This is a genomic window from Myxococcus sp. AB056 (assembly GCF_006547365.1).
GTDB lineage: Bacteria > Myxococcota > Myxococcia > Myxococcales > Myxococcaceae > Myxococcus > Myxococcus virescens.
Genome location: NZ_VHLB01000003.1, coordinates 180,702 through 202,871, shown reverse-complemented (window position 1 = coordinate 202,871; position 22,170 = coordinate 180,702). Strand labels below are relative to the sequence as shown.

At 70.3% G+C, this 22,170-nt stretch carries 17 protein-coding genes; 10 read left to right on the top strand and 7 right to left on the bottom strand.

All coding sequences use genetic code 11. The annotated features are described in order from the left end of the window. From FMP39_RS02830 to FMP39_RS02795, 8 genes are all read left to right on the top strand, one after another. On the top strand, positions 1-552 hold a 552-nt coding region (locus FMP39_RS02830), incomplete at its 5' end, for an energy transducer TonB (protein WP_141588476.1). A gap of 45 nt (positions 553-597) precedes the next feature. After that, positions 598-1,350, top strand: coding sequence for a MotA/TolQ/ExbB proton channel family protein (locus FMP39_RS02825; protein ID WP_141588475.1), 753 nt, complete (start codon positions 598-600; stop codon positions 1,348-1,350). Further along, complete coding sequence (locus FMP39_RS02820) at positions 1,334-1,741, top strand: biopolymer transporter ExbD (protein WP_011550419.1); 408 nt, start codon at positions 1,334-1,336, stop codon at positions 1,739-1,741. Before FMP39_RS02825 ends, FMP39_RS02820 begins: the two co-directional genes overlap by 17 nt. 11 nt (positions 1,742-1,752) lie before the next feature. Further along, positions 1,753-2,178, top strand: a complete 426-nt coding sequence (locus tag FMP39_RS02815) for a biopolymer transporter ExbD (protein ID WP_011550418.1) — start codon at positions 1,753-1,755, stop codon at positions 2,176-2,178. A gap of 77 nt (positions 2,179-2,255) precedes the next feature. Further along, positions 2,256-5,357 (top strand): TonB-dependent receptor, encoded by a 3,102-nt coding sequence (locus tag FMP39_RS02810; protein WP_141588474.1) that lies wholly within the window; start codon positions 2,256-2,258, stop codon positions 5,355-5,357. 21 nt (positions 5,358-5,378) lie between these two features. Beyond that, the gene (locus tag FMP39_RS02805) at positions 5,379-6,758 is read left to right on the top strand and encodes a hypothetical protein (protein ID WP_141588473.1); all 1,380 of its coding nucleotides are present in this window, start codon (positions 5,379-5,381) and stop codon (positions 6,756-6,758) included. Positions 6,759-7,024: 266 nt separating this feature from the next. Continuing rightward, on the top strand, positions 7,025-7,843 hold the full coding sequence (locus FMP39_RS02800) for an SRPBCC family protein (RefSeq protein ID WP_141588472.1): 819 nt from the start codon (positions 7,025-7,027) through the stop codon (positions 7,841-7,843). 11 nt (positions 7,844-7,854) lie between these two features. Beyond that, complete coding sequence (locus FMP39_RS02795; protein ID WP_141588471.1) at positions 7,855-9,027, top strand: zinc-dependent alcohol dehydrogenase; 1,173 nt, start codon at positions 7,855-7,857, stop codon at positions 9,025-9,027. 69 nt (positions 9,028-9,096) lie between these two features. Here the strand turns inward: FMP39_RS02795 and FMP39_RS02790 are convergent, their stop codons facing one another. The 3 genes from FMP39_RS02790 to FMP39_RS02780 form a co-directional block, all read right to left on the bottom strand. Next, on the bottom strand, positions 9,097-9,621 hold the full coding sequence (locus FMP39_RS02790) for a hypothetical protein (RefSeq protein WP_090490915.1): 525 nt from the start codon (positions 9,619-9,621) through the stop codon (positions 9,097-9,099). A gap of 97 nt (positions 9,622-9,718) precedes the next feature. Beyond that, complete coding sequence (locus FMP39_RS02785) at positions 9,719-10,822, bottom strand: metallophosphoesterase (RefSeq protein ID WP_141588470.1); 1,104 nt, start codon at positions 10,820-10,822, stop codon at positions 9,719-9,721. Then, complete coding sequence (locus tag FMP39_RS02780) at positions 10,819-12,054, bottom strand: hypothetical protein (protein ID WP_141588469.1); 1,236 nt, start codon at positions 12,052-12,054, stop codon at positions 10,819-10,821. Before FMP39_RS02780 ends, FMP39_RS02785 begins: the two co-directional genes overlap by 4 nt. Positions 12,055-12,214: 160 nt before the next feature. On the opposite strand from FMP39_RS02780, the gene FMP39_RS02775 reads away from it, so the two are divergent. Next, positions 12,215-14,992: a serine/threonine-protein kinase gene (locus FMP39_RS02775; protein ID WP_141588468.1), complete on the top strand. Its 2,778-nt coding sequence runs from the start codon at positions 12,215-12,217 to the stop codon at positions 14,990-14,992. Positions 14,993-15,266: 274 nt separating this feature from the next. On the opposite strand, the gene gyrB is transcribed toward FMP39_RS02775, so the two are convergent. Further along, complete coding sequence (gyrB, locus tag FMP39_RS02770; RefSeq protein WP_141588467.1) at positions 15,267-17,714, bottom strand: DNA topoisomerase (ATP-hydrolyzing) subunit B; 2,448 nt, start codon at positions 17,712-17,714, stop codon at positions 15,267-15,269. Positions 17,715-17,871: 157 nt separating this feature from the next. Beyond that, positions 17,872-18,330 (bottom strand): hypothetical protein, encoded by a 459-nt coding sequence (locus tag FMP39_RS02765; RefSeq protein ID WP_011550408.1) that lies wholly within the window; start codon positions 18,328-18,330, stop codon positions 17,872-17,874. A 101-nt stretch (positions 18,331-18,431) separates the two neighbouring features. Here FMP39_RS02765 and FMP39_RS02760 point away from each other — a divergent pair, with 101 nt between their 5' ends. Continuing rightward, a complete protein-coding gene (locus FMP39_RS02760; protein WP_228557598.1) occupies positions 18,432-19,187 on the top strand; it encodes a GNAT family N-acetyltransferase in 756 nt (251 codons plus the stop codon). Between the two features lies 1 nt (position 19,188). On the opposite strand, the gene FMP39_RS02755 is transcribed toward FMP39_RS02760, so the two are convergent. Then, positions 19,189-20,007 (bottom strand): helix-turn-helix domain-containing protein, encoded by an 819-nt coding sequence (locus FMP39_RS02755; protein WP_141588465.1) that lies wholly within the window; start codon positions 20,005-20,007, stop codon positions 19,189-19,191. Continuing rightward, a complete protein-coding gene (locus FMP39_RS02750) occupies positions 20,007-22,154 on the bottom strand; it encodes a cation:proton antiporter (protein WP_141588464.1) in 2,148 nt (715 codons plus the stop codon). Before FMP39_RS02750 ends, FMP39_RS02755 begins: the two co-directional genes overlap by 1 nt. Positions 22,155-22,170: the final 16 nt, after the last annotated feature.

Sequence of the window (22,170 nt, the reverse complement as noted above, 5' to 3'; positions counted from 1 at the left end):
CCTCCGCCCAAGCCGAAGCTGGCGCCCAAGCCCGCGCCGCCCGCCGCCGCGAAGGCGCCGCCGCCGGCCGCGCCCACCGTGGCGCCCGCGCCCATCGTCGTTCCCAAGGAAGTGCCGCTGGAGAAGCCGCCCGAGGCCGCGACGGAGACGGTGGCCGCCGCGCCCATCGCCGTGGGTGGCACCGGCGCGCTCGTTCCCGGCGGTGTGGTGGGCGGCGTCCCCGGCGGTGACACGCTCGCCGGAGGTGGCGGTCGCGTCGCGCCCATCAATCTCCCGGAGTCCGGCACACCGCCGGAGCCCCTGTCCTCCAACCTCACGCCGGAATACCCCTCCGAGGCCCGCTCCAAGGGCCTGGAAGGCATGGTCATCCTCAAGGGCGTGGTGGGCGTGGATGGCCGCGTCAGCCAACTGAAGGTGATGCGCGGCGACGAGCCCTTCGCCAGCGCGGCCATGGCCGCCGCGAAGACGTGGCGCTTCAGGCCCGCGGTCGTCGGCGGTCAGCCCACCGCGGTGTTCCGCATCTTCAAGGTTCCGTTCCGTCTCAAGTCGTAAGCCGAAAAGGCCTCACCCGCACCTGCCCCCCAGGAGCAACCCGTCATGAATTTCAATCTCAGGGACATCTACAACCACATGGGTGTGTTCGCGCTGGGCATCGCGTGGACCCTCATCCTCTTCGCCGTCGCGTCCCTCGCGGTGTTCTTCGAACGCCTCTTCGTCTTCTTCCGCTCGCGCGCCATCTCCAAGCAATTCGCGTCCCGCGCCGGTCCGCTCCTCACCCAGCACCAGCACGAGGCGCTGGTGAAGGAGGCGGAGGCCACCAAGGGCAGCCACCTGGCCATGCTGCTGGGCGGTGGCATGAAGCACTTCCTCGCGAAGTCCCGCGTGCCGGCCGGCAAGCTGGGCCCGGTGGAGCTCACGCGCCGTGAGCTGGTCCGCATCAACGAGCGCGTCAGCGCCGACGTGCGCCGCGGCATGTCCGTGCTCGCCACCGTCGGCTCGGTGGCGCCCTTCGTCGGTCTGCTCGGCACGGTGGTGGGCATCATCGAGGCCTTCTCCGGCATCGCCAAGGAGGGCTCCGGCGGCCTGGGCGCGGTGTCCGCCGGTATCGCCGAGGCGCTCGTCGTCACGGCGCTGGGTCTGCTCGTCGCCATCCCCGCGGTGCTGATGTTCAACTTCCTCTCCACCCGCGCGGATTCGCTCCAGCTCTCCCTGGACGCGGCGCGGAGCGAGTTCATGGACTACCTGGAGGACCTGGGGCCGCAAAAGCCCGTGGCCACCAACGGCGCCGCGGTGGCCACGGGCCCGGAGCTGGCTGCTCGCAAGGAGTCCCGCGATGTCCACCCCGCGTAGGAGCCTGACGCCGGAGATGAACGTGACGCCCCTGGTGGACGTCGTGCTCGTCCTCCTCATCATCTTCATGGTCGTCACGCCCCAGATTGAGTCCGGCGCCGCGGTGGAGCTGCCCACGGCGACGAACCCGGACAAGGAGAACAAGGAGCTGACCCCCACCACGGTGAGCCTGTCCGCGACCGGGGCCTTCTTCCTGGACCGCAAGGAGCTCAAGCGCGACGCGCTCATGGCCGAGCTGAAGGCCGTGCGCGCGAAGGACCCGGACTCGCCCGTGGTGCTCAAGGCCGACCGGGGCGTGCGCTACTCCGAGGTGCGCGGCCTCTTCAAGGCGATGCAGGAGCTGGGCTTCCCCGGCATCAACCTGCAGGTCGTTGACAAGCAGAAGAACTAGGAGCGCACGCCATGGCATTCGACCTCGGAGGCGGAAAGGGCAGCATCCGCCCGGCGATGAACGTGACGCCCCTGGTGGACGTCGTGCTCGTCCTCCTCATCATCTTCATGGTCGTCACTCCGCTGATGACGAAGCAGATGTGGATGACGGTGCCCGCCAAGGGTGATGACCAGGAGGCCCCTCCGCCTCCTCCCGATGCAAAGCCACCGGTGGTCCTCACGGTGGACAAGTCCGGCGTGCTGCGCATCAACCGGGAAGAAGTGCCCCGCGACCAGGTCGTGGCCCGGCTCCAGCGCATGCTCAACGCGCGCCCGGACAAGATTGTGTTCTTCGACGCCAGTGATGATGTGCCGTACGGCGCCGCCATGGACGTGCTGGACCTCGCGCGAGGCGGGGACATCACGGTCGGCGTGCTGCCGGACAAGCTCGCGGATTGATGCAGTGCCGCGGCGGACCGTGACACCAAGTTTGCGGTCCGCCGCCTGAATCGTCACAGCCCCTTCATCCAGATGCCATGCGTGTCGCGTTGTCTACGCGCACCTCGGCAAGGAGTGTCGTGTTGTCTCGCACTGCCCCCTTGCGCGCCATTCTGGCTGCGCTTGTCATGACAGCTACGCCCGTGTTCGCACAGGCGCCCGGCGTTCCGGGCTCGGCTCCCGCTCCCGCGGTCGACCCCGTCACGCAACCTCTTCCCCCATCCGAGGAAACCCAACCGTCGCAGCCGACTGACTCCGCGACGCAGCCGTCTGGAATTGCCGCTCCACCCACCGCGGATGATCCTTCCACGCAGCAGCCGGGCACGGAGCCTGCGCCGACCGCGCAGCAGCCGGGCACCGAAGCCGCCCCCACCGCGCAGCAGCCCGCGGCGCCGGCCGATGAGTCCATGGAGGGCATGAGCGACGACGAGGCGATGCTGGCCGAGTCCGCCGTTCCGCCCCCGGGCTTCACCGGCATCTACGGCCGCGTGACGGACGAAGCCAACGGAGAGGGCCTCATCGAGGCCACCGTGAAGGTCGTGACGGGCGCCCAGAAGCAGGTGCTCACCGACCTGGATGGCTTCTACCGGGTCGCGCTGCCGCCCGGGAAGTACGACCTGCGCGTCTTCTATGACGTGTACCAGGGCCGCCGCATCACCGGCGTCGTGGTGACGAAGGGCAAGGCAACGAAGCTGGACGTCGCGCTCGGCGCGGACGAAGGCGCGGTGCAGGAAGTCGTCGTCGAGGCCCGCGCGGACCGCCGGGCCGAGGGCGCGCTGCTCCAGGAGCGCAAGAAGGCCGCCGCCGTGTCGGACGCCATCAGCGCGCAGGAAATCGCGCGCACGCCGGACTCCAGCGCCTCCGACGCGGTGAAGCGCGTGGTGAGCGCCACGGTGGTGGACGGCCGCTACGTGCTGCTGCGCGGCCTGGGTGGCCGCTACAGCACCACGCTGCTCAACGGCGCGCTGCTGCCCAGCACCGAGCCGGACGAGCCCAGCGTCCCGCTGGACATCTTCCCCACCAGCCTGCTCGCCAACCTCAACGTGGTGAAGAGCTACACACCGGACCTCCCCGGCACCTTCGCCGGCGGCACGCTGCTCATCGAAACCAACTCCTACCCGAGCGAGTTCGAGCTCAAGCCGCGCATCAGCCTGGCCGGCGACTCCGAGACGACGTTCCGCGAGCGCAACAGCCAGGCCCAGGGCGGCTTCGGTGAGAACCTGGGCTTCCCCAGCGGGAGCCGCCAGCTCCCCAACGCGATTCCGCGCGACAGCGGCCTGGGGATGTCGGGTGAGTCCAGCGACGTGCTGGAGCAGCAGTACCGCAGCTTCCCCAACATCTGGCAGGCGCGCCGCACCACCGCGCTGCCCAACATGGGCCTGGGCGTGTCCATGGGCGACACCCTGCGCTTCGGCAACAGCCGGCTGGGCTACCTGGCCAGCGCCAACTACGGTCACCGCGACGGCGTGCAGGAGGGCACCTTCGCCCGTGTCGACCGCGACGAGACGGGCGCGCTCAACGCCCGCGACGCGGCCCGCAGCACGCAGGGCTTCGAGACGGCCAGCCTCAGCGGCCTGGGCAGCGTCGGCTTCCAGTTGGACCGCGACAACGAGCTGACCTGGTTCGGCCTCTACACCCGCGGCACCGACACCCGCACGTTCACCGCGCGCGGCAGCAACATCGTCCGCGGTGAGAGCTACGAGAGCACGCGCCTGCAGTTCGTCAGCCGGCAGCTCTTCTTCAACCAGCTCCGAGGCTTCCACCGCCTGGGGCTGCTGGGGGACGCGGAGCTGGATTGGCAGGCCAACCTGTCCCGCGTGGACCGCGACGAGCCCGACACCCGCGACACCCTCTACAGCGACAACCTCTCCGCGCCGTCGGGCACGCCCACCTTCCCCAACCAGCCCAACAGCGGCGAGCGCTTCTTCGCCGAGCTGGGCGAGACGTCCACGGGTGGCAGCGTCAACGTCACCGTTCCCCTCTCCGCCGTCCGGCTGAAGGTGGGCGGGCTCACCCAGGTGTCCTTCCGTGACTTCGGTGCGCGCCGCTTCCGCTACCTGCTGGGCACCACGCCGGTGGACCGCACGCTCCCCCCCGAGCAGCTCTTCGCCCCGGAGAACCTGGGCACCGGCATCCGCGTGCGCGAGAACACCCGGCCGGACGATGCCTATGACGCGTACCTGGGCATCTTCGCCGGCTATGCGTCCGCGGACGTCCAGCCGACGGACGCCCTCCGCCTGGTGGGCGGCCTGCGCGTGGAGTCCTCCACCCAGCAGCTCACGCTGAAGGACCCGTTCACCGGCGCCTCCGGCACGGAGAACCGCGCCGAATACATGAACCTGCTGCCGGCCTTCAACGCCATCTACGCGCTGACGCCCACCGTGAATGTGCGCGCCGGCTACAGCTACACGCTGGCGCGGCCCACCTTCCGCGAGCTGGCGCCGTTCATCTACTTCGACTTCGTGCGCCGCCGGAACGTGTCCGGCAACCCGGACCTGCTCCAGACGCGCATCCACAACATCGACGCGCGCGTCGAGTGGTTCGCGGGTGAGAACGAAGTCCTGGCCGCCAGCGCCTTCTACAAGCGCTTCCAGGACCCCATCGAGCGCGTCATCCGCAACCCCGAGTCGGGGGACCTCAGCTTCGAGAACGCCGCGGGTGCCAACACCTACGGCCTGGAGCTGGAGGCGCGCGCGTCGCTGGCCCGTCTCACGGAGACGCTGAAGGCCGTGCGCGTGGGCGCCAACCTCACGCTCATCCAGTCCGACGTGGACCTGGGTGACCCCAACGTGGTGGGCGCGCAGACGAACCGGAACCGTCCCCTCCAGGGCCAGTCCCCGTACGTCATCAACCTCAACGTCGGCTACTCGCGCCCCGAAAGCGGCACCGAGCTGACCGTCCTCTACAACGTGTACGGCCGCCGCATCAGCGAAGTGGGCGTCCAGGGCCTGCCGGACATCTACGAAGTGCCCTTCCACCGCGTGGACATCTCGCTGACCCAGCAGCTCGGCTCGGCGCAGCTCAAGCTCACCGCGGCCAACCTCCTCAACTCGAGCGTCACCCTCCGTCAGGAGTCGGTGGACGTGCAGACGTACAAACCCGGCGTCGCCTTCAGCGCGTCGCTGGGCTGGTCCCTCTAACCCGCAGAAGGAAGCACACCCATGAAGCGCCTCTTTGCCTCCCTCCTGACGCTCTCCGCCCTCTCCCTGACGTCTGCCTGCGGCGACGACGACAACACGCCCAACAACCCCAACCCGCCGCCGACGGACACCACCGAGAACGTGTCCGCCAACATCACCCAGGACACCACCTGGAAGGCGGGCGTCACGTACACGCTGAAGAACTACATCTTCGTGGAGAGCGGCACGCTCACCATCGAGCCGGGGACCCGCATCCTGGGCGACCAGGGCAGCGCGCTCATCATCACCCGCAACGCGAAGATTCACGCGGTGGGCACGGCGCAGGCCCCCATCGTCTTCACCAGCTCGCGGCCCGTGGGCAGCCGCGAGCCCGGCAACTGGGGCGGCGTGGTGCTGCTCGGCAAGGGCCGCATCAACGTGGCGGGCGGCGAGAACACGGTGGAGGGCTTCTTCGCCTCCGGCAACAACCCGCTGACCCAGTACGGTGGCGGCGCCAACCCGGACGACGCGCACGACTGCGGCAAGCTCAACTACGCGCGCATCGAGTTCGCCGGCTTCGAGCTGTCCGAGGACAACGAGCTCAACGGCCTCACCGTGGCCGGCTGCGGCTCGGACACCGACCTGGACTACATCCAGGTCCACATGGGCGCGGATGATGGCGTGGAGTTCTTCGGCGGCTCGGCCAACCTGAAGCACGCCGTCGTCACCCAGACGGACGATGACTCGCTGGACTACGACCTGGGCTACAACGGGAAGATTCAGTTCTTCATCGCGCAGCAGAACGCGGTGGTGGGCAACTTCGGCATCGAGGCCTCCGGCAACAAGAACGACAACGCGGCCACGCCGCGGTCCGCGCCGGAAATCTGGAACGCGACCTTCATCGGCTCCGGCCGTCCGGCGGGCACCAGCCCCGCGCAGTCGGGCATGGTGTTCAACACCGGCGCGGGCGGGAAGTTGAACAACGTCATCGTGGCCCACTTCGCCGACCTGGCGGTGGACGTGAGCGGCACGGCCTCCGCGGCCCTGTGGAACGCGGCCACGCCGGAGCTGTACCTGCGCAACACCTTCTTCTGGAACAACCGCGGCGACAACGTCTCCATCCCCGCGGCGCCGAACCCGACCGTGGACGCTGGCGGCAACATCACCAACCCGGACGTGTCCAACTTCAACGAGCCCGAGCGCGTGCTCGCCTCCGCGCTGAACAACCGCGTGGTGGATCCGCAGCTCACCGACGCGACCAGCCTGACGGCGCCGAACTTCATGCCGGTGGCCGGCTCGCCCGCGCTCAACCCGGACGCCGCCGCCACGCCGCCGGCGGGCTTCGACACCTCCGCGCGCTTCGTCGGCGCGGTGGGCACCACCAACTGGCTGGCCGGCTGGACGGCCTTCCCGCAGGACTGAGGTCCCCCCGTAGAGCTGAGCCGGGCCCCTCCACCGAACGCGGGTGGGGAGCCCGGTCCCATGGCCCGGTCGAGTGCAGCGCGCGGAGGGGGGCTCCGGCGACGGCACCCGGCCGGGCCGTGGCCTTTGCAGGGCCCGGAGCCTGCTGGCGGCCCTGGGCCCCCCACCCCGCGCGGCACGCGCCCACGGGGTTGTCATCCCCGGTGCCTCCCCCAACGTTTCCGGTGGCGGGCTCGACTCCTGCCTGCCCAGGAGGAGCCACCGCCATGCGCGACACGATTCAGCAGCCAGGAGCCCGCTTTCCCGCCGTGTCTCTACGTGGCGGACGCCTCGGAGGCCAGCGATGGGGACGGACTGGCCGCGGCCTCCAGCGCACCTCGGAGGAGCGCCTTCCACAGCTCGTCTCCGCGCTCGCGGGCGGCGCCCTGCTCACGCTGGGCCTCCGGCGAGGCAAGCTGGGCGGCGTGGCCATGGCCCTGGCCGGCGGCGGCCTGCTCTTCCGCGGCACCCGGACCGAGCAGGAACCCCACGTCCACAAGCACGGCGTCGTCGTCCGGAAGCTCCGCCGGCAACGTGGCCTGGACGCCACCGTCGAACTGACGGTGCTCCAGCGCTCCATCACCATCCAAGGCACGCCGGAGGCGCTGTATCGCCGCTGGTGCGACGCGGAGACGCTCAACCAGGTGATGGGACACTTCGCCGACGTCACGTCCTCCGGCGATAGCCTGCAGCACTGGAAGGTGCCGGGCGTGCTCGGCGCGGGCCTCGAATGGGACGCGGAGGTGGTGGAGGAGCACCCCGGTGAACTGCTGCGCTGGCACTCCGTGGGGGACACGGCCCTGCCCAACGAAGGCTGGGTGCGCTTCCGCCCCGCGCCGCGGGACTGGGGCACGGCGGTGACGCTGCGCTTCGTCTTCGACCCGCCGGGCGGCGTCGTGGGCGAGAAGGCCGTGCAGATGCTCGGCGCCGTGCCCGCCGCGCTCGCGCTCAAGGCCCTCAAGCGATTCAAGAGCCTCGTCGAGACGGGCGAGATTCCCACCACCCGGCCCAACCCCGCCGCTCGCAAGGGCGGCTACTCCTACTGAGGAACCTGCCCATGCGCGCACTCTGCTGGAACGGCATCAACGACCTGGGCGTGGAGACGGTGGGGGACCCTCGCATCGTCAACCCCCACGACGTCATCCTCCAGGTGAGGATGTCCACCACCTGCGGCTCCGACCTCCACTTCATCGACGGCTACATCCCGACGATGCGCAAGGGAGACGTCATCGGCCACGAGTTCATGGGCACCGTCGTGGAGAAGGGCCCCGCGGTGAAGAAGGTCCAGGTGGGTGACCGCGTCGTCGTCCCATCCTTCATCGGCTGCGGCAGTTGCTGGTACTGCCAGCACGACCTCTGGTCCCTCTGCGACAACACCAATCCCAAGGGCGAATTGCAGGAGCCCCTGTTCGGCTACCAGACCGCGGGCATCTACGGCTACACGCACGCCTTCGGCGGCTACGCGGGCGCGCATGCGCAGTTCGTCCGCGTCCCTCACGCGGACAACGACTGCTTCCGGGTGCCCGAAGGCGTGACGGATGAACAGGCGCTGTTCCTCTCCGACGCCGTGCCCACCGGCTACATGGGCGCGGACTTCTGCGACATCCAACCCGGCCAGACGGTGGCCGTGTGGGGCTGCGGCGGCGTGGGGCTGATGGCGCAGAAGGCCGCGTTCCTCCTCGGCGCCGAGCGGGTGATTGGCATCGACCGCTTCCCCGAAAGACTGAAGCTGGCGCGGGAGAAGGTGGGCGCGGAGACCATCAGCTACGAAGAGGTGGACAGCGTCCTCGACGTGCTGAAGGAGCTCACCGGCGGCCGAGGCCCCGACGCCTGCATCGACGCGGTGGGCATGGAGGCCCACGGCACGGGCGTAGGCGCCGCGTATGACCGCGCGAAACAGGCGATGCGGCTCCAAACGGACCGGGGGCAGGCGCTGCGGCAGGCCATCCTCGCGTGCCGCAAGGGCGGCATCCTGTCCGTGGTGGGCGTCTACGGCTTCATGGACGCGTTCCCCCTGGGCGCCATCATGAACAAGGGCCTCACGGTCCGCTCCGCCCAGCAGCACGGACAGAAGTACCTGCCGCGCCTGCTGGAGCACGTGGTGAAGGGCGAGCTGGACCCGTCCTTCCTCGCCACCCACCGCTTCTCCCTGGAGGACGCGCCGAAGGGGTACGAGCTCTTCAAGAAGAAGCAGGACGGCTGCGTCCGGGCGGTGTTCCTGCCCAACTGATGCGCCAGTCCTCGCGAGGCCGTCCGGTGGCCGCGACACACCGGGCGGCTTCGTTTATCCGCGGCCCGCTCAGGCCTCGGACAACATGCCGTTGCCGGTGTGGTGCGCCGCGGCGGCGAGCGCCTCCGGCGAGGAGCCATCCGCGAACAGGGACGCACCCGCGGCGGCGCGGGCCTTGGGAGGACGGCCCCGGCGGCGGGGCGCGTTCTCATCGTTGCCCTGCGCCGCGCTCGCGGAGTCCACCGCCCCGCCGTCAGCCCGGGCGCCCTTGCGCGCCGCGCGCGGCAGATGGATGCCGTCCAGCCGCGCGCTCAGCTCCACGTTCTCCTCGGAGAAGACACGCGCGTACGCCAGCGCCCGCTGGCCCTTCTGGAGCAACGCCTCCTGGCTTTCGTGCAGCGCCTGCCGCGCGGACTCCAGCGCCGCCTGCGCGCGCGCCACGGCCTCCGCCTGCGCCCGCACCTGTTCGGCCGCGGCGTCCAGGACCTCGCCGTTCATGTCCGGGAAGCGGACCTCCGCCAGCTCCGTGGTGAACAGCTCGAGCAGCGCACGCAGCGCCGGGGAAATGGGGTCGTTCTCGTTCGAGTCGAACATGCGCGGGCCTCCTGGCTCCTTGCGGGAAGGTGGCCCCTATCTGCCCAGATGTTCAGTGTCAGATCAAGAGGGTAGGCTAAAACAGCACCCCTGCGGATCAATCCACGCGCACCAGCGCCGCCTGCTGCAAGCCGTCGTCCGCGCTCACATCCACGGACAGGTAGTGCCGGCCCACCCCGTCGAATGTCTCCGGAATGGCGCCGCCGCCGCCGGAGATGAAGGCGGGGATGCCGGCGTTGGCGAACGAATAATAGGAGTGGATGTGCCCGTAGAGCGTGAGGTCCACGCCCGCGCGCGCCATCTTCCCCACCAGGCCCGCGGCCTCGCCCCGGTTGGCGAAGCCGCCGCCGCGCAGGCCCACCGGGTCCTGCGGCGGCACGTGCATGGCCACCACGTGCGTACCGTCCCGCGAGGCCGCCAGCCACCCTTCCAATTGCTCCTCCACGCCGGGGTCCAGCGTGCCGTTGCTGGAGTCCACCACCGAGAAGCGCACGCCCTTGAAGACGAAGCTCTGGCTGCCGCGCCCCACCAGCGCGTGGTACTCGGCCGCGTCGCGGGTGAACGTCTCGTGGTTGCCCAGGGTGGCGTACAGCGGAATGCGCGAGCCCGCCTCCAGCCGCTCCTGGAACTCCGTCAGCTCATCGCGCGTGCCTGACTCCGTGAGGTCGCCCGCGAAGAGGATGAAGCGCGCCGCGTCGTCCCGCCGCATGCGCGCGTAGATATCGCCGACGCGCGGCAGGGCCTCCTGCACGTCCGCCAGCGCGAGGAAGCGGAAGGGCTCTCGCGATTCGGAATCCGGCGGCGCCACGGACAGCCGCGCCGTCGTCCCCGCGCGCAGCGCCACGCGCCACACCTTCACGGTGGGCAGCGCCTGCGGCAGCGCCTCCTGCGCCAGCGGCGCGCCCCCTTCCTCCTCGGCCACCAGCACCGCGTCCGGCATCGCGTTGCGCACCGTCACCAGCCAGTCGGCCGGCGCCTGGGCGCCCACGTCGATGCGGGCGATGAAGGCCGGCGCGTTGCCCCACAGCACCAGCGTGCCCGGCGCCAATTCGCGCACCGTCGCCAGCCCGTCCGCCACCGACAGCGTCACCCCGCCCTGCTGCGCCTGGCCCACCTTGGAATCCGCAATCGCGCGGTTCTCCGCGGGCCGCATGCCGCACCCCGCGACCACCAGTGCCGCCATCACTCCCACACGCATCACCGCTCACCTCCCAGGGCTCGAATCAACGACAGCCGGCCCACGAGCGCGCCGCCCCCCTGCACCTCGGCGGCGACACCCCAGTCATCCGTCAGCAGCGCCCGGCCCCTCAGGCCAAAGGCGCCCACGATTCCGCCGCCGCGCGAGCGGATGCCGCCCGCGAACGAGTCCTTGCGGTGGTCGTAATAGAGCATCGCCTCGCCCCGGAACGGCCCACCCCGGCCCAGCCACACGCCGTAGCCGAAGGTGAAGAGCAGTTGCTCGTGCAGGCTCCCGTCGCTCACCGCGCCGGGGTACGTATAGGCCTCCGCCGACGTGCCCACGCTGACCTCCGCGAAGGAGCCCGCCATGGCCGGGCTGATGCGCGACATGGCCAGCCGGCCCCGCAGCGCCACCTCTCCGCTGATGAGCGCGAAGCCCTCGGTGGGGTAGCGGTGGAACTGGCCAAAAGCCTCCACGTCCAGCGCGCTGCCATCCGTGCCCGACAGCGCGCGCTCCGGCGCGCCCAACAGGCGCCACGCCCCGCCCAGGCGCACCTGGGTGTTGCCCTCGGACGGGTCCACTCGCACCGCGCCCAGCAGGCGCAGCGAGTCGAAGCGGGCCTGCGCCCCCACCGTGAGGAAGTGGCGGTAGTCGAACGCAGCGTCATTCACATACTGGTAGCCCACCTCCAACTCCAGCGGAGGAAGCAGGGGCGGCGCGACGCCCGCGTCGAACGCCGGCGCCGTCACCGCATACAGGTTGGCCAGCGCGGAGATGCCCAGCACGCTGAAGCCCGCCAGCGTCACCGCGTACAGCGGAGCAATGGTGCGCCGCGAGGCGCCCGTGAGGGCAATGGGCACCCCGCCCAGCGCAATGAGCCCCAGGCCCGCGCCCTCCAACGCGAAGAGCCGCTTCGCCGTGTGACGGTCCCCCGCCACCAGGGGCCCCAGCCCATGGAAGAGCAACCCCGGCACCACCGCCACCGCCACCGCGAGCGGCTTGAAATCGCGGCGCTCCGGGGGCGGCGGGGGCACCTGCGCCAACGACTGCTGGGAAAGCCCCCCGTGCGCCTGGAGGGGCGCATCCACGGGGACTTCCGGGCTCCCGTCCCCAGCGCTGGCCAGGCCCGGCGTCGAGAACAGCAGCACTCCACTCAGACACACGGCGCCCCACCGCGAGCGAAGGGAGAGCTCGGACACCATCGGCGACGCCTCTTTCTCAGCGAGGGGCCGGCCGCCCCCGCCTGCCGGCAAGCGCAGGCAGGTCCGCTAGATAACCGCGCCGGGGCGGCCCACGGCAGGCGCCCCGCGTGAAGAAATGTGAAGCCTCACACCTTGCTAACCCTGAAAAACTTCGCACAGAGCGCAATCCGGAACCGGGACTTTCCCAGGAAGGAAGGTATGCTCCTACCCCGTGGCGGAAAACAGCCCTCAGCACTTCGGCAAATACGTCCTCCTCTCGAAGATCGCCGCGGGGGGGATGGCCGTCACCTACCGCGCGCGGATGACGGGGGCGGCGGGCGTCACCAAGCCCTGCGTCATCAAGCAGATCCTCCCGCACTTCGTCGACGATGCGGACTTCGTCGAGATGTTCGTCGGCGAGGCGCGCGTGGTGGCCAGCATGAGCCACAGCAACATCGCGCAGATTTTCGACTTCGGTGAGGTGGACGGGCAGTACTTCATCGCCATGGAGCTGGTGCAGGGCCAGCCCTTGTCCAAGGTGCTGCGCCGCGCCCAGCGGATGGGCATGGCGTCCTTCCCGGAGCCGCTGGCGCTCCATGTGGCCAGCAAGCTGTGCGACGGCCTGGACTACGCGCACCGACACGTGGGCGAGGACGGGCAGGCGCTGGGCCTGGTGCACCGCGACGTGTCCCCGGACAACGTCCTCATCTCCTATGAGGGCGAGGTCAAGGTCATCGACTTCGGCATCGCCAAGGTGACGAGCGCGGTGGAGGCGAAGACGTCTCCCGGCACCCTCAAGGGCAAGTACCCGTACTTCTCCCCGGAGCAGGCACAGGGCCGGCAGGACCTGGACGCGCGCACCGACGTGTACGCCGCGGGCGTCGTCCTCTACGAGATGGTGTGCGGCAAGCGTCCCTATGAAGGGGAGTTCGTCACCGTCCTGCCCCGCATCCTCGTGGGCGACCGCCTGCCGCCGTCCGCGCTCAACCCCACCGTCAGCGAGGACGTGGAGACGGTCATCTCCCACGCCATGGCGCTGGACCGTGAGGCGCGCTACCAGACGGCGAAGGACTTGAGCGAATCGCTGGTGGAGCTGCTCTACCGCGACAACCCGCGCTTCACCCCCACCCTGCTGTCGCAGCTCATGGCGCACCTCTTCCCGGAGGAGCTGGCCGCCGAGGGGCGCCGGGTGGAGGTGTCCCCCGCCTTCCAGGAGCAGCTCACCGCCTGGCAGACGGGCGTCACCGAAGCGGCGTCCCAGGGACGCGCGCGGCCCCCGTCCAGCAACGCCTCGCGGGGCTCCAGCCCCGGCGTGCGCAGCCGCCCGGGCAGTGACGGAGGCCGCCCTGGCAGCGACAGCGGACGGCCCGGCAGCGAAGGAGGCCGTCGCCCCTCTGCGAGCACCCCAGGAGCGCGCCGTCCCACGAGCAGCGGCGTGCGGCGGGTGACCCAGTCCCAGCTCCCCCGCACCGAGGGTGGCGTCCGCAGGACATACACCTCCGAGCGCCCCGGGCCCCCCGTGCCGGCGCTGGACGAAGAGCCCAGCACCGACGCGGGTGATGCGCCCGCTCCCACCCAGGCTGTGCCGCGCGACACGCCCATCGAAGTGCCCGCCGCCAAGAGCCAGGAGCCCACCACCGAGGCGCATCCGGTGGGCACCTGGACTGGCAAGGGCTACCGCACCTCCGTGGACGACGCCCGGGACACGCTGGCGCGCGAAGAAGCCGCGCGAGTGGCGAAGGGGAAGGAGAAGGCGCGCGTCGTGACGATGTCCATCGTCTACGCCACCGCCGCGCTGTTCCTCGTCGGTGTGTTCTACAAGCTCGTCATCGCGGGCGAGTCCACGTTCGACGACGTGTACGCATCCACCACCACGCTGTGGCTCGCCTCCAAGCCCGCGGGCGCCACCGTGCGGCTCAACGACCAGGAGCTCAAGGGCGTCACGCCGCTGATGGTGGAGGTCAAGATTGGCGAGGCCAACACGCTGGCCCTCTCGCTGCCCGGCCACCTGCCCTGGACGAAGCGCTTCACGCCCACGTCGAACCTGGTGGAGCCGCTGACGGCGGAGCTGAAGCCCATCGTCGCGCCCCCGCCGCCCGTCGAAGTGGCCGTGGCGGCGCCAGGGAACGCGGGCGCCGCGGTGGTGGCGGAAGGCGCCGCCACGCCGGAGGACGGGGGCCCCAGCGCGCAGCAGGACGCGGGCGCCAGCACGGAGGTGGCGGTCGCACAGGACGGGCCCGTGGAGGAGGACACGCCGCAGCGGACGATGCACGCGGTGGACTACCCCACCCGCGTGCTGGTGCTGCGCCCCCAGTACAACGCCGTCCCCCTGCCCGAATACAACACCGCCAGCATCGAGCTGAACCCCGGCACGACGTACTCGGTGTGGACGCAGGGCAGCGCGTCCCTGGCCGAGGGCCGGGGCACCGCCTCCGGCACGCTGGCCTACCTCATCGAAGGCGACGGGCCGGTGGACAGCAGCTTCGGCCTGCTCGGCACGTCAACGCGCACCATCAAGGGCGCCCGGAAGCTCCACGTCTTCGCGCTGGATGACGGCGGACTGGACGACAACAGCGGCGCCATCCGCATCAACGTCCGCCAGTCCGCCTACGTGCCGCCGCGCTCGTTCACCTTCGACGCGAAGGAAAACGCGGTGCCGCTGAAGGCCGAGCACCAGATGGTGCTGCGCGGCCTCAACCCGGACTCCACCTACCTGCTCACCGTGCGAGACGACTTCGCGGAGCTGCGCTCCGGCCCCAATGGCCGCATCCGCCAGGTGCTGTGCATGGAGCGCGGCCCGGCGCCCGAATCCGTGCGCGCCACCCACCGCATCCTCCAGACCGGCAAGCGCTACCAGTTGACGGGCACGGAGAACCTGCACTGCACCTTCCCCGACATGAAGGTGGACGACAACCGGGGCGCCTTCGAGGTGGACATCGTCGACGTGACGGCCATGTCCGGCAAGGAGCGCGCGGAGGCCCTGAAGGGCTCACGCCGCTCGGAGCGGTAGCAGCCGCACAGGCAGCCCGCCGCGCACCTCCTGGGGCGCCAGCAGGTGAGGCGAGCATTCGCGGCGCCACGGAGGACGCCGGGCTGGGCCGGAGGAACGGTGACTACCTTACGGTGCACCGGCGCCCCGCGGCTTCAGCGAAGGGGGCCGGCTTCCTGACGTAAGGGCTAGCGAGGGCCCGGCAGCGCGGAGGCCCGGCTCGACAAGGACGGGAAAGGCACGTGGGCGCGGGGCCGCAGGGGCACCGGGCCCACGCGTCTTTCCTGGGACGGACTCAGATGTCCAGGTTCTGCACGTCCAGGGCGTTGCGCTCGATGAACTCGCGCCGCGGCTCCACCGCCTCGCCCATCAGCAGCGAGAAGATTTCGTCGCTCTCCACCGCGTCCTCCACCCGCACCTGGAGCAGCGTGCGCGTGGCCGGGTTCATCGTCGTGTCCCAGAGCTGCTCCGGGTTCATCTCACCCAGCCCCTTGTAGCGCTGCAGGCCCAGGCCGCGTTGCGCGTCCTTGCGAACGGCGGCGAGCACCTCCTGCACGGAGAAGACGGTGATTTCCCCCGCGTCCACGCGGACCTTGTACGGCGCCTTGCCCAGCGCCACGAAGGCGTCGCGCAGCGACGACAGCTCCAGGTACTCCGGCGACGACAGGAAGGCGTGGTCGAGCACCGTCTCCCGCATGGCGCCATTCACGTCGGTGTGGAACACCAGCTTCTTGGTGTGGTGCTCGGGGTCCTGCACCAGCTCGTGGCGCACGCGGCCCAGCACGTCCGGCATGCGGCGCTCGAAGGTGTCATAGGCGGCCTTCACCGCCGCCTCCAGGGCCGCCTCGTCCGTCAGCGTCTCCGCCGACAGCCGTGCGCCCTGCACCAGCGCGTCCACCACCCGCGCGTCCCGGCGCTTGGCCTGCTTCTCCAGGCGCTCCTCGTACGTAATCACCTTCTCCAGCAGCGCCTTCAGCTCCGCGCCGCCCAGCTCGCCCTCGGGCGTCAGCACCCGCGCGTGCTCGGAGGCAATCTTGAGCAGGTACTCGTTCAGCGCGTGCTCGTCCTTGACGTACTGGTCCTTCTTGTTGCGCGTGACTTTGTAGAGCGGCGGCTGCGCGATGTAGAGGTAGCCCTTCTGCAAGAGCTCCGGCATCTGCCGGAAGAAGAAGGTGAGCAGCAGCGTGCGGATGTGGCTGCCGTCCACGTCGGCGTCCGTCATCAGGATGATGCGGTGGTAGCGCGCCTTCTCCGGGTCGTAGTCCTCCGCGCCGATGCCCGTGCCCAATGCCGTAATCAGCGTCACGATTTCGGCGCTGGTGAGCATCTTCTCGAAGCGGGCCTTCTCCACGTTGAGAATCTTGCCGCGCAGCGGAAGGATGGCCTGGTTGCGCCGGTCCCGGCCCTGCTTCGCGGAGCCACCTGCGGAGTCGCCCTCCACGATGTAGAGCTCGCTCTCGTTCGGGTCGCGGCTCTGACAGTCCGCCAGCTTTCCGGGGAGCCCGCCGCCGTCCAGCACGCCCTTGCGGCGCACCGTCTCACGCGCCTTGCGCGCGGCCAGACGCGCCCGGCAGGCGTCGCCAATCTTCGCCACGACCTTCTTGGCGACCACGGGCGTCTCTTCCAGGAAGGAGCCGAGCTGGTCGTTCACCATCTGCTCGACCAGACCCTTCACCTCGCTGTTGCCCAGCTTCGTCTTCGTCTGACCCTCGAACTGGGGGTTGGTCAGCTTGACGGAGATGACGGCGGACAGGCCTTCACGCGCGTCCTCGCCGGTGGGCGTCTCCTTGAGGTCCTTCCAGAGGCTGCCCTTCTCCGCGTAGCTGTTGAGCGTGCGCGTCAGCGCCGCCTTGAAGCCGGACAGGTGGCTGCCACCCTCGTGGGTGTTGATGTTGTTCGCGAAGGTGTAGATGCGCTCGTCGTAGCCGTCATTCCACTGCATCGCGATGTCGAGCATGACGCCCTCGCGCTCCGTGCTGAAGGCGATGGGCTTGTCGTGGAGCGTCTGCTTCGACTTGTTGAGGTACTCCACGAACGAGGAGATGCCGCCGTCGAACTTGAAGTCGTGCTCCTTGTTCGTGCGCTCATCGCGGACGGTGATGTGCAGGCCGGCGTTGAGGAAGGCCAGCTCGCGCAGACGCTGGCTGAGCGTCTCGAAGTTGAACTCCACCAGCTCCATCACCGTGGCGTCCGGCTTGAAGGCGATGTGCGTGCCGCGCTTGTCGGTGGTGCCCACCTCGCGCGGCGGGGTGTCCGGGACGCCCTGCGCGTAGGACTGCTCGTAGACAATGCCGTTGCGGTGGACGCGGACCTTGAACCACTCCGAGAGGAAGTTGACGCAGGTGACGCCCACGCCGTGGAGGCCGCCGGAGACCTTGTACGCGCCGTTGCCGAACTTGCTGCCGGCGTGCAGCTCCGTGAGGACGACCTCCAGGGTGTCCTTGCCCGGGAACTTGGGGTGCGGGCCCACGGGGATGCCGCGCCCGTTGTCCTGCACGCTCAGGGAGCCATCCACGTGGATGACGACCTCGATGTCGGTGCAGTGCCCGGCCAGCGACTCGTCCACCGCGTTGTCGACGACCTCGTACACGAGCTTGTGGAGCCCGTAGGCCATCGTGTCGCCGATGTACATGCCGGGGCGCTTCCGGACCGCCTCGCGGCCCTCGAGCTTGGTAATGCTGTCCGTCCCATACTCCACGGGCGGCGGAGCAACCGCCGAGCCGGTAGCGGGGGTCTTTTCCATGTGAAACTGTCCTTGGGAAAAGGAGCCTTGCAACAGGTCCGTGCGTACCACTTCAAGGCACGTCGAACAAGGTTAACGAGGACTCGCAAGGCTGCGTAAACATTCGTGAAATCCGCCTGGCCGCCTGCCTGGGAGGCCGCCCCGGGAAACGGGGTGTTCAGGCGTCGAAACGGGGCGGCGGGAGGCGGTCCTCCAGCGCCGAAATCAACTCGTCGAAAACAGCCTTGCGGGCGAAGAGATGCCGGGTGACGAGCACTCGGCCTTCTTCCTTGAGGAACAGGGCGAGCACGCTCCCCTTCCGGCCAATCCGGCGCACGTGGTCAATCTGCCCCCAGTGCAGGTCCAGCTCCTTCTGACTGAAGGGCCGGGCCACGCGCACGCCCCGCGCGTCCACCGTGACGCCCCAGCCCGTGCGGGGCCGCAGGCGGTGGAAGGACACCAGGAAGGTCAACATCAGCCCCGCGGAGACGCCGGCGCGGGCCATGGCCTGGACGCCACCTTCGGCGCGGGCATCCGCCAGGGCCCAGGCGGTGAGGACGGCCAGCACGCAGGCCCCCACGAAGAGGGCGATGCGGGTGGCGCGAGGGTCGAAGGCGTAGAAGCGCGGGCTGCTCATGGGTGCCCCTGCACCCTAATCCTCCCAGCGCGCCGGTGCGCGGTTTTGAGCGCTGCGTCTGTTCTCCGCCGGGCGGAGCGTGCCCTACGCTCCAGAGTCCCATGACGAATGCCGAGCTGTCCGCGCGCCTGCTGTCGAACGTCATCGCCTTCAAGCACCTTCAGCGGGAGCGCGGCACGCTGCGGCATCTGGGCCTGCCAGGCGTGGACGCCTTCTGTCTGCCGGGGCACCCGGAGCACTCGCGGGCCCAGCAGGCCTTCTTCCACGACCCGGGAGCGCTGCGCGACGCCCTGCCCGCCCTGACGGACTTCTACCTGCGCCTGGACCTGCCCGGCTGGCGCGTGGTGCTGCTGCCCGGAGACACCGAGGGCCGGCGGGTGCTGGAGGACGCCGGCTTCGCCCCCGACGCGGTCCGGATGGATGCCATGGGCCTGGTGCTGGGGGACGTGCCGGACGCCCCGCCGGACCTCCCCCTGGAGGTCTCCGAGACACAGGACGACATGGTCGCCATCAACAAGCGCACGTGGGGCCAGCTCGGGAGCCAGCTCGATGTCTGGCTGCAGCCGCCTCGGCTGCCGGTGCATACGCTGGTCGCGAAGGAGGCGGGCGTTGCCCTGGCGTGTGGCATGGCCCGGGACGTGGGCGACACCGCGGGCATCTACATGGTGGCCACGGTGCCCGAGGCCCGGGGCCGGGGGCTGGCCGCGCAGGTGATGCGCGGGCTGCACCACCAGGCGCGGACCCGGGGGATGACGGCCGCGGTGCTCCAGGCCACGCCGGAGGCGAAGCCCTTGTATCAGCGCCTGGGCTACCGGGATCTGGGCGCGTGGGAGACCTGGGGCCGCACGAGTCCCTGAGTCAGCGCAGCGCCTCCAGCTCCGCCAGACTGGAGAGCACCTGGGCCGGCTGGCTGAGCCCCAACAACCGGTCCGCCAGCCCGTGGGACGCCAGCCGCGCCAGATGCGCCAGCCGCACCAACTGGGGGTTGCCCCGCTCGGCGTCCAGAATGGCCACCACGACGCGGAGCGGCTTGCCGTCGGGGGTATCGCCCGCGAGCGGCGTGGCCAGCGTCACCAGGGCCGCGGTGGGCACCGCGCCTGGCAGGAAGGAATGGGGCACCGCCACCCCGCCGCCCACCGCGCACGAGGACTCCTCCCGGTGCCGCTTCAGGCCGCCCACCACCCGCGCGACGTCCGCGCCGGGCTGCGAGGAGGCCAGCCGCTCCGCCACCACGTCCAGCACGTCGTCCCAGCCCGCGCAGGACAGCTGCAACACCATGCGCTCTGGCGCCAGCAGCGGCGCCAGCGGAGGCACGGGCGCGTCGCGCCGCCCTTGGGCCACGGGAAACTCCGCGTCCAGGAAGTCGCGCACGCGCGCCAGCTGCAACCCGGACAGGCGCCGCTGGGCGATGTCCAGGAAGAGGGCCCCCGCGCCCGGCACCTCTTCCAGGTAGGCGGCCACGGACGGACTCATCCGGTTGGCCACGTCCATCAGCACCGAGGACGGGACTCGCAGCTCGCGGGCAATGGCCGACAGGCGCTCGGGCGTGGGGGGCGCGTCCACGCCGTTCTCCACCCGGCTGAGGTACGCGCTGGACACGCCGATGCGGCGCGCCAGGTCCCGCAGCGACAGGCCCGCATCCGTGCGCAACAGTCGGAGGGTGGCTCCCAGGTGCATCAGCTCCTCGCGGGCAGAGCCCGGGCCGCGCTGGCCCCGTCGTTGGAGGATTCAGAGGAGGGCTCCGCCGCCGTGGCGGGCGACGCGCCACACACCACCAGCAGCGAGCCCGGCGCGTCCCGGATGATGCGCTCACGCTGCAGGCCGAAGACCTTGTCCTCCAGCCCCCACTGCGCGCCGATGCCGACAATCACCAGGTCATAGCCGTGGCGCGCCTCACCCAGGGCGGCCTCGTCCGGCGCATCGCTGCGGACCTCCTTCAACGTCACTCCGCCCTCGTTCGCCGGAAACAGCGCCTCCACCTGCGACCGGGCCCCGCCATTGCCGCCGAGGTCCGACGTCACGTGTAACACCGTCACCTCGGCGCCCGCCTGCTGATTCAGCCGCCGGGCCAGGGCCAGGGCCGCGCGGTCATGCTGGCTGCCCACGAAGGGCACCAGCACGCGCTTGATGTCCGACAGCCCCCGGTCCACCAGCACCGCCACCGGGCCACAGGCCTCCTGCATCACCTCACGCACCGTGCCGCCCAGCATCGTCTGGCTGAAGAGTGGCTTGTGCCACCCCAGCAGGACCAGGTCCGCGCGCCGGGCCTTCGCCGTGCGGCAGATGTCCTGGGCCGGGTCCGCGGAGACGAACGACAACGGCCGGACGGAGAGTCCCAGGCTTTCGGCCCGCCACAACAGCGGCGTCAGCGCGCTGTCCTCCTCGGGGTCCCGCTGCTGCGCCGGGCGCAGGGAGGCGCGCTCCGGGGACACCAGGTGCAGCGCGTGAAGCCGCGCGCCCTCCTCACGCCCCGTCAGCGAGCGCGACAGGGTGGCCATGCCCGGCCCCGCCTGCCCGTGGGACACGCACATCAGCACGCTGTAGGGCGGAGGGCCTGGCTCCACCGGCAGCGGCAATACCACGCGCTCGCGGGCAATCTCCTCCAGCGGGTAGATCCACTTCAGCAGCGGCGTGGTGATGAACGTCGTCACCAGCGCCATCAACACCATCATGGTGAAGAGCTGGGGTGAGATGACGCCCAGGTCCAGGCCGATGTTGAGGACGATGAGCTCCATCAACCCGCGCGTGTTCATCAGGATGCCGATGGCGCTCGCCTCGCGCCACCGCAGGCCCGTCATCCGCGCCGCCACCGCGCTGCCGCCGAACTTGCCCAGGCAGGCCAGCACGATGATGACGCCGCACGTCAGCCAGTCCTCCGCGGTGTTCAGCAGGCCAATCTGCGTGCGCAGGCCGCTGAAGGCGAAGAAGATGGGCAACAGCAACACCACCGCCACGTCCTCCAGCCGCTCCGCCAGCGTCTCCGCCAGCCGGCCTTCCTTCGGAATCACCGCGCCGAAGAGGAAGGCACCGAAGAGCGCGTGGATGCCGATGAGTTCCGTCACGCCCGCGGACGCCAGCAGCAGCACCAGCGTGCCCGCCACCACGTTCTGGGTGAGCCCCTCACGGCTGGCCACCCGCGCGCCCAGGCGCGCGAGGAAGGGCCTCACCACCATCAGCATGAAGACGATGTAGCCCAGCGCCATCACCGTGGTGAGCGCCGCCTGCGCCAGGCTGGCCGCGCGGACGATGGAGACGACGAAGGCCAGCAGGCACCACGCGGTGACGTCATCCACCGCCGCGCAGGCAATGGCCACCGTGCCCACCTTCGACTGGAGCAGGCCTCGCTCGGTGAGGATGCGCGCCAGCACCGGGAAGGCGGTGATGCTCATCGCCACGCCCATGAAGAGCACGAACGAGGTGAACGGCACCTCTGGCGACGACAGGCTCTTGTAGAGCCACAGCGCGCCCGCGCCCGCGCCCAGCGCGAAGGGGACGACGATGCTGGAGTGGCTGATGGCCACCGACGCATGCCCCCGGCCCTTGAGCAGTTGGGGGTCCAGCTCCAGGCCGATGAGGAACATGAACAGCACCAGGCCCACCTGGCTGAGCATCGTCAGCACCGGCATGGACGAGGCCGGGAACAGCCCGTTCATGATGTCCGGCGCCAGCCAGCCCAGCAGCGAGGGCCCCAGGACGATACCGGCCACCACCTCCGCGATGACCAACGGCTGTCCCAACCACCGCGCGCCGCGGCCGATGAGCCGCGACAAGCCGATGATGACGATGAGCTGCAAGATCAGCAGCGCGAGCGCGTTGGTGTGCATCCGGCCCTCCACGTAA

Excerpts from the sequence above, each read along its gene's own strand:
- FMP39_RS02825 (WP_141588475.1), top strand. The coding sequence starts at position 598 with ATGAATTTCAATCTCAGGGACATCTACAACCACATGGGTGTGTTCGCG.
- FMP39_RS02820 (WP_011550419.1), top strand. The coding sequence starts at position 1,334 with ATGTCCACCCCGCGTAGGAGCCTGACGCCGGAGATGAACGTGACGCCC.
- FMP39_RS02815 (WP_011550418.1), top strand. The coding sequence starts at position 1,753 with ATGGCATTCGACCTCGGAGGCGGAAAGGGCAGCATCCGCCCGGCGATG.
- FMP39_RS02810 (WP_141588474.1), top strand. The coding sequence starts at position 2,256 with ATGCGTGTCGCGTTGTCTACGCGCACCTCGGCAAGGAGTGTCGTGTTG.
- FMP39_RS02805 (WP_141588473.1), top strand. The coding sequence starts at position 5,379 with ATGAAGCGCCTCTTTGCCTCCCTCCTGACGCTCTCCGCCCTCTCCCTG.
- FMP39_RS02800 (WP_141588472.1), top strand. The coding sequence starts at position 7,025 with ATGCGCGACACGATTCAGCAGCCAGGAGCCCGCTTTCCCGCCGTGTCT.
- FMP39_RS02795 (WP_141588471.1), top strand. The coding sequence starts at position 7,855 with ATGCGCGCACTCTGCTGGAACGGCATCAACGACCTGGGCGTGGAGACG.
- FMP39_RS02790 (WP_090490915.1), bottom strand. The coding sequence starts at position 9,621 with ATGTTCGACTCGAACGAGAACGACCCCATTTCCCCGGCGCTGCGTGCG.
- gyrB (WP_141588467.1), bottom strand. The coding sequence starts at position 17,714 with ATGGAAAAGACCCCCGCTACCGGCTCGGCGGTTGCTCCGCCGCCCGTG.
- FMP39_RS02765 (WP_011550408.1), bottom strand. The coding sequence starts at position 18,330 with ATGAGCAGCCCGCGCTTCTACGCCTTCGACCCTCGCGCCACCCGCATC.
- FMP39_RS02760 (WP_228557598.1), top strand. The coding sequence starts at position 18,432 with ATGACGAATGCCGAGCTGTCCGCGCGCCTGCTGTCGAACGTCATCGCC.
- FMP39_RS02755 (WP_141588465.1), bottom strand. The coding sequence starts at position 20,007 with ATGCACCTGGGAGCCACCCTCCGACTGTTGCGCACGGATGCGGGCCTG.
- FMP39_RS02750 (WP_141588464.1), bottom strand. The coding sequence starts at position 22,154 with ATGCACACCAACGCGCTCGCGCTGCTGATCTTGCAGCTCATCGTCATC.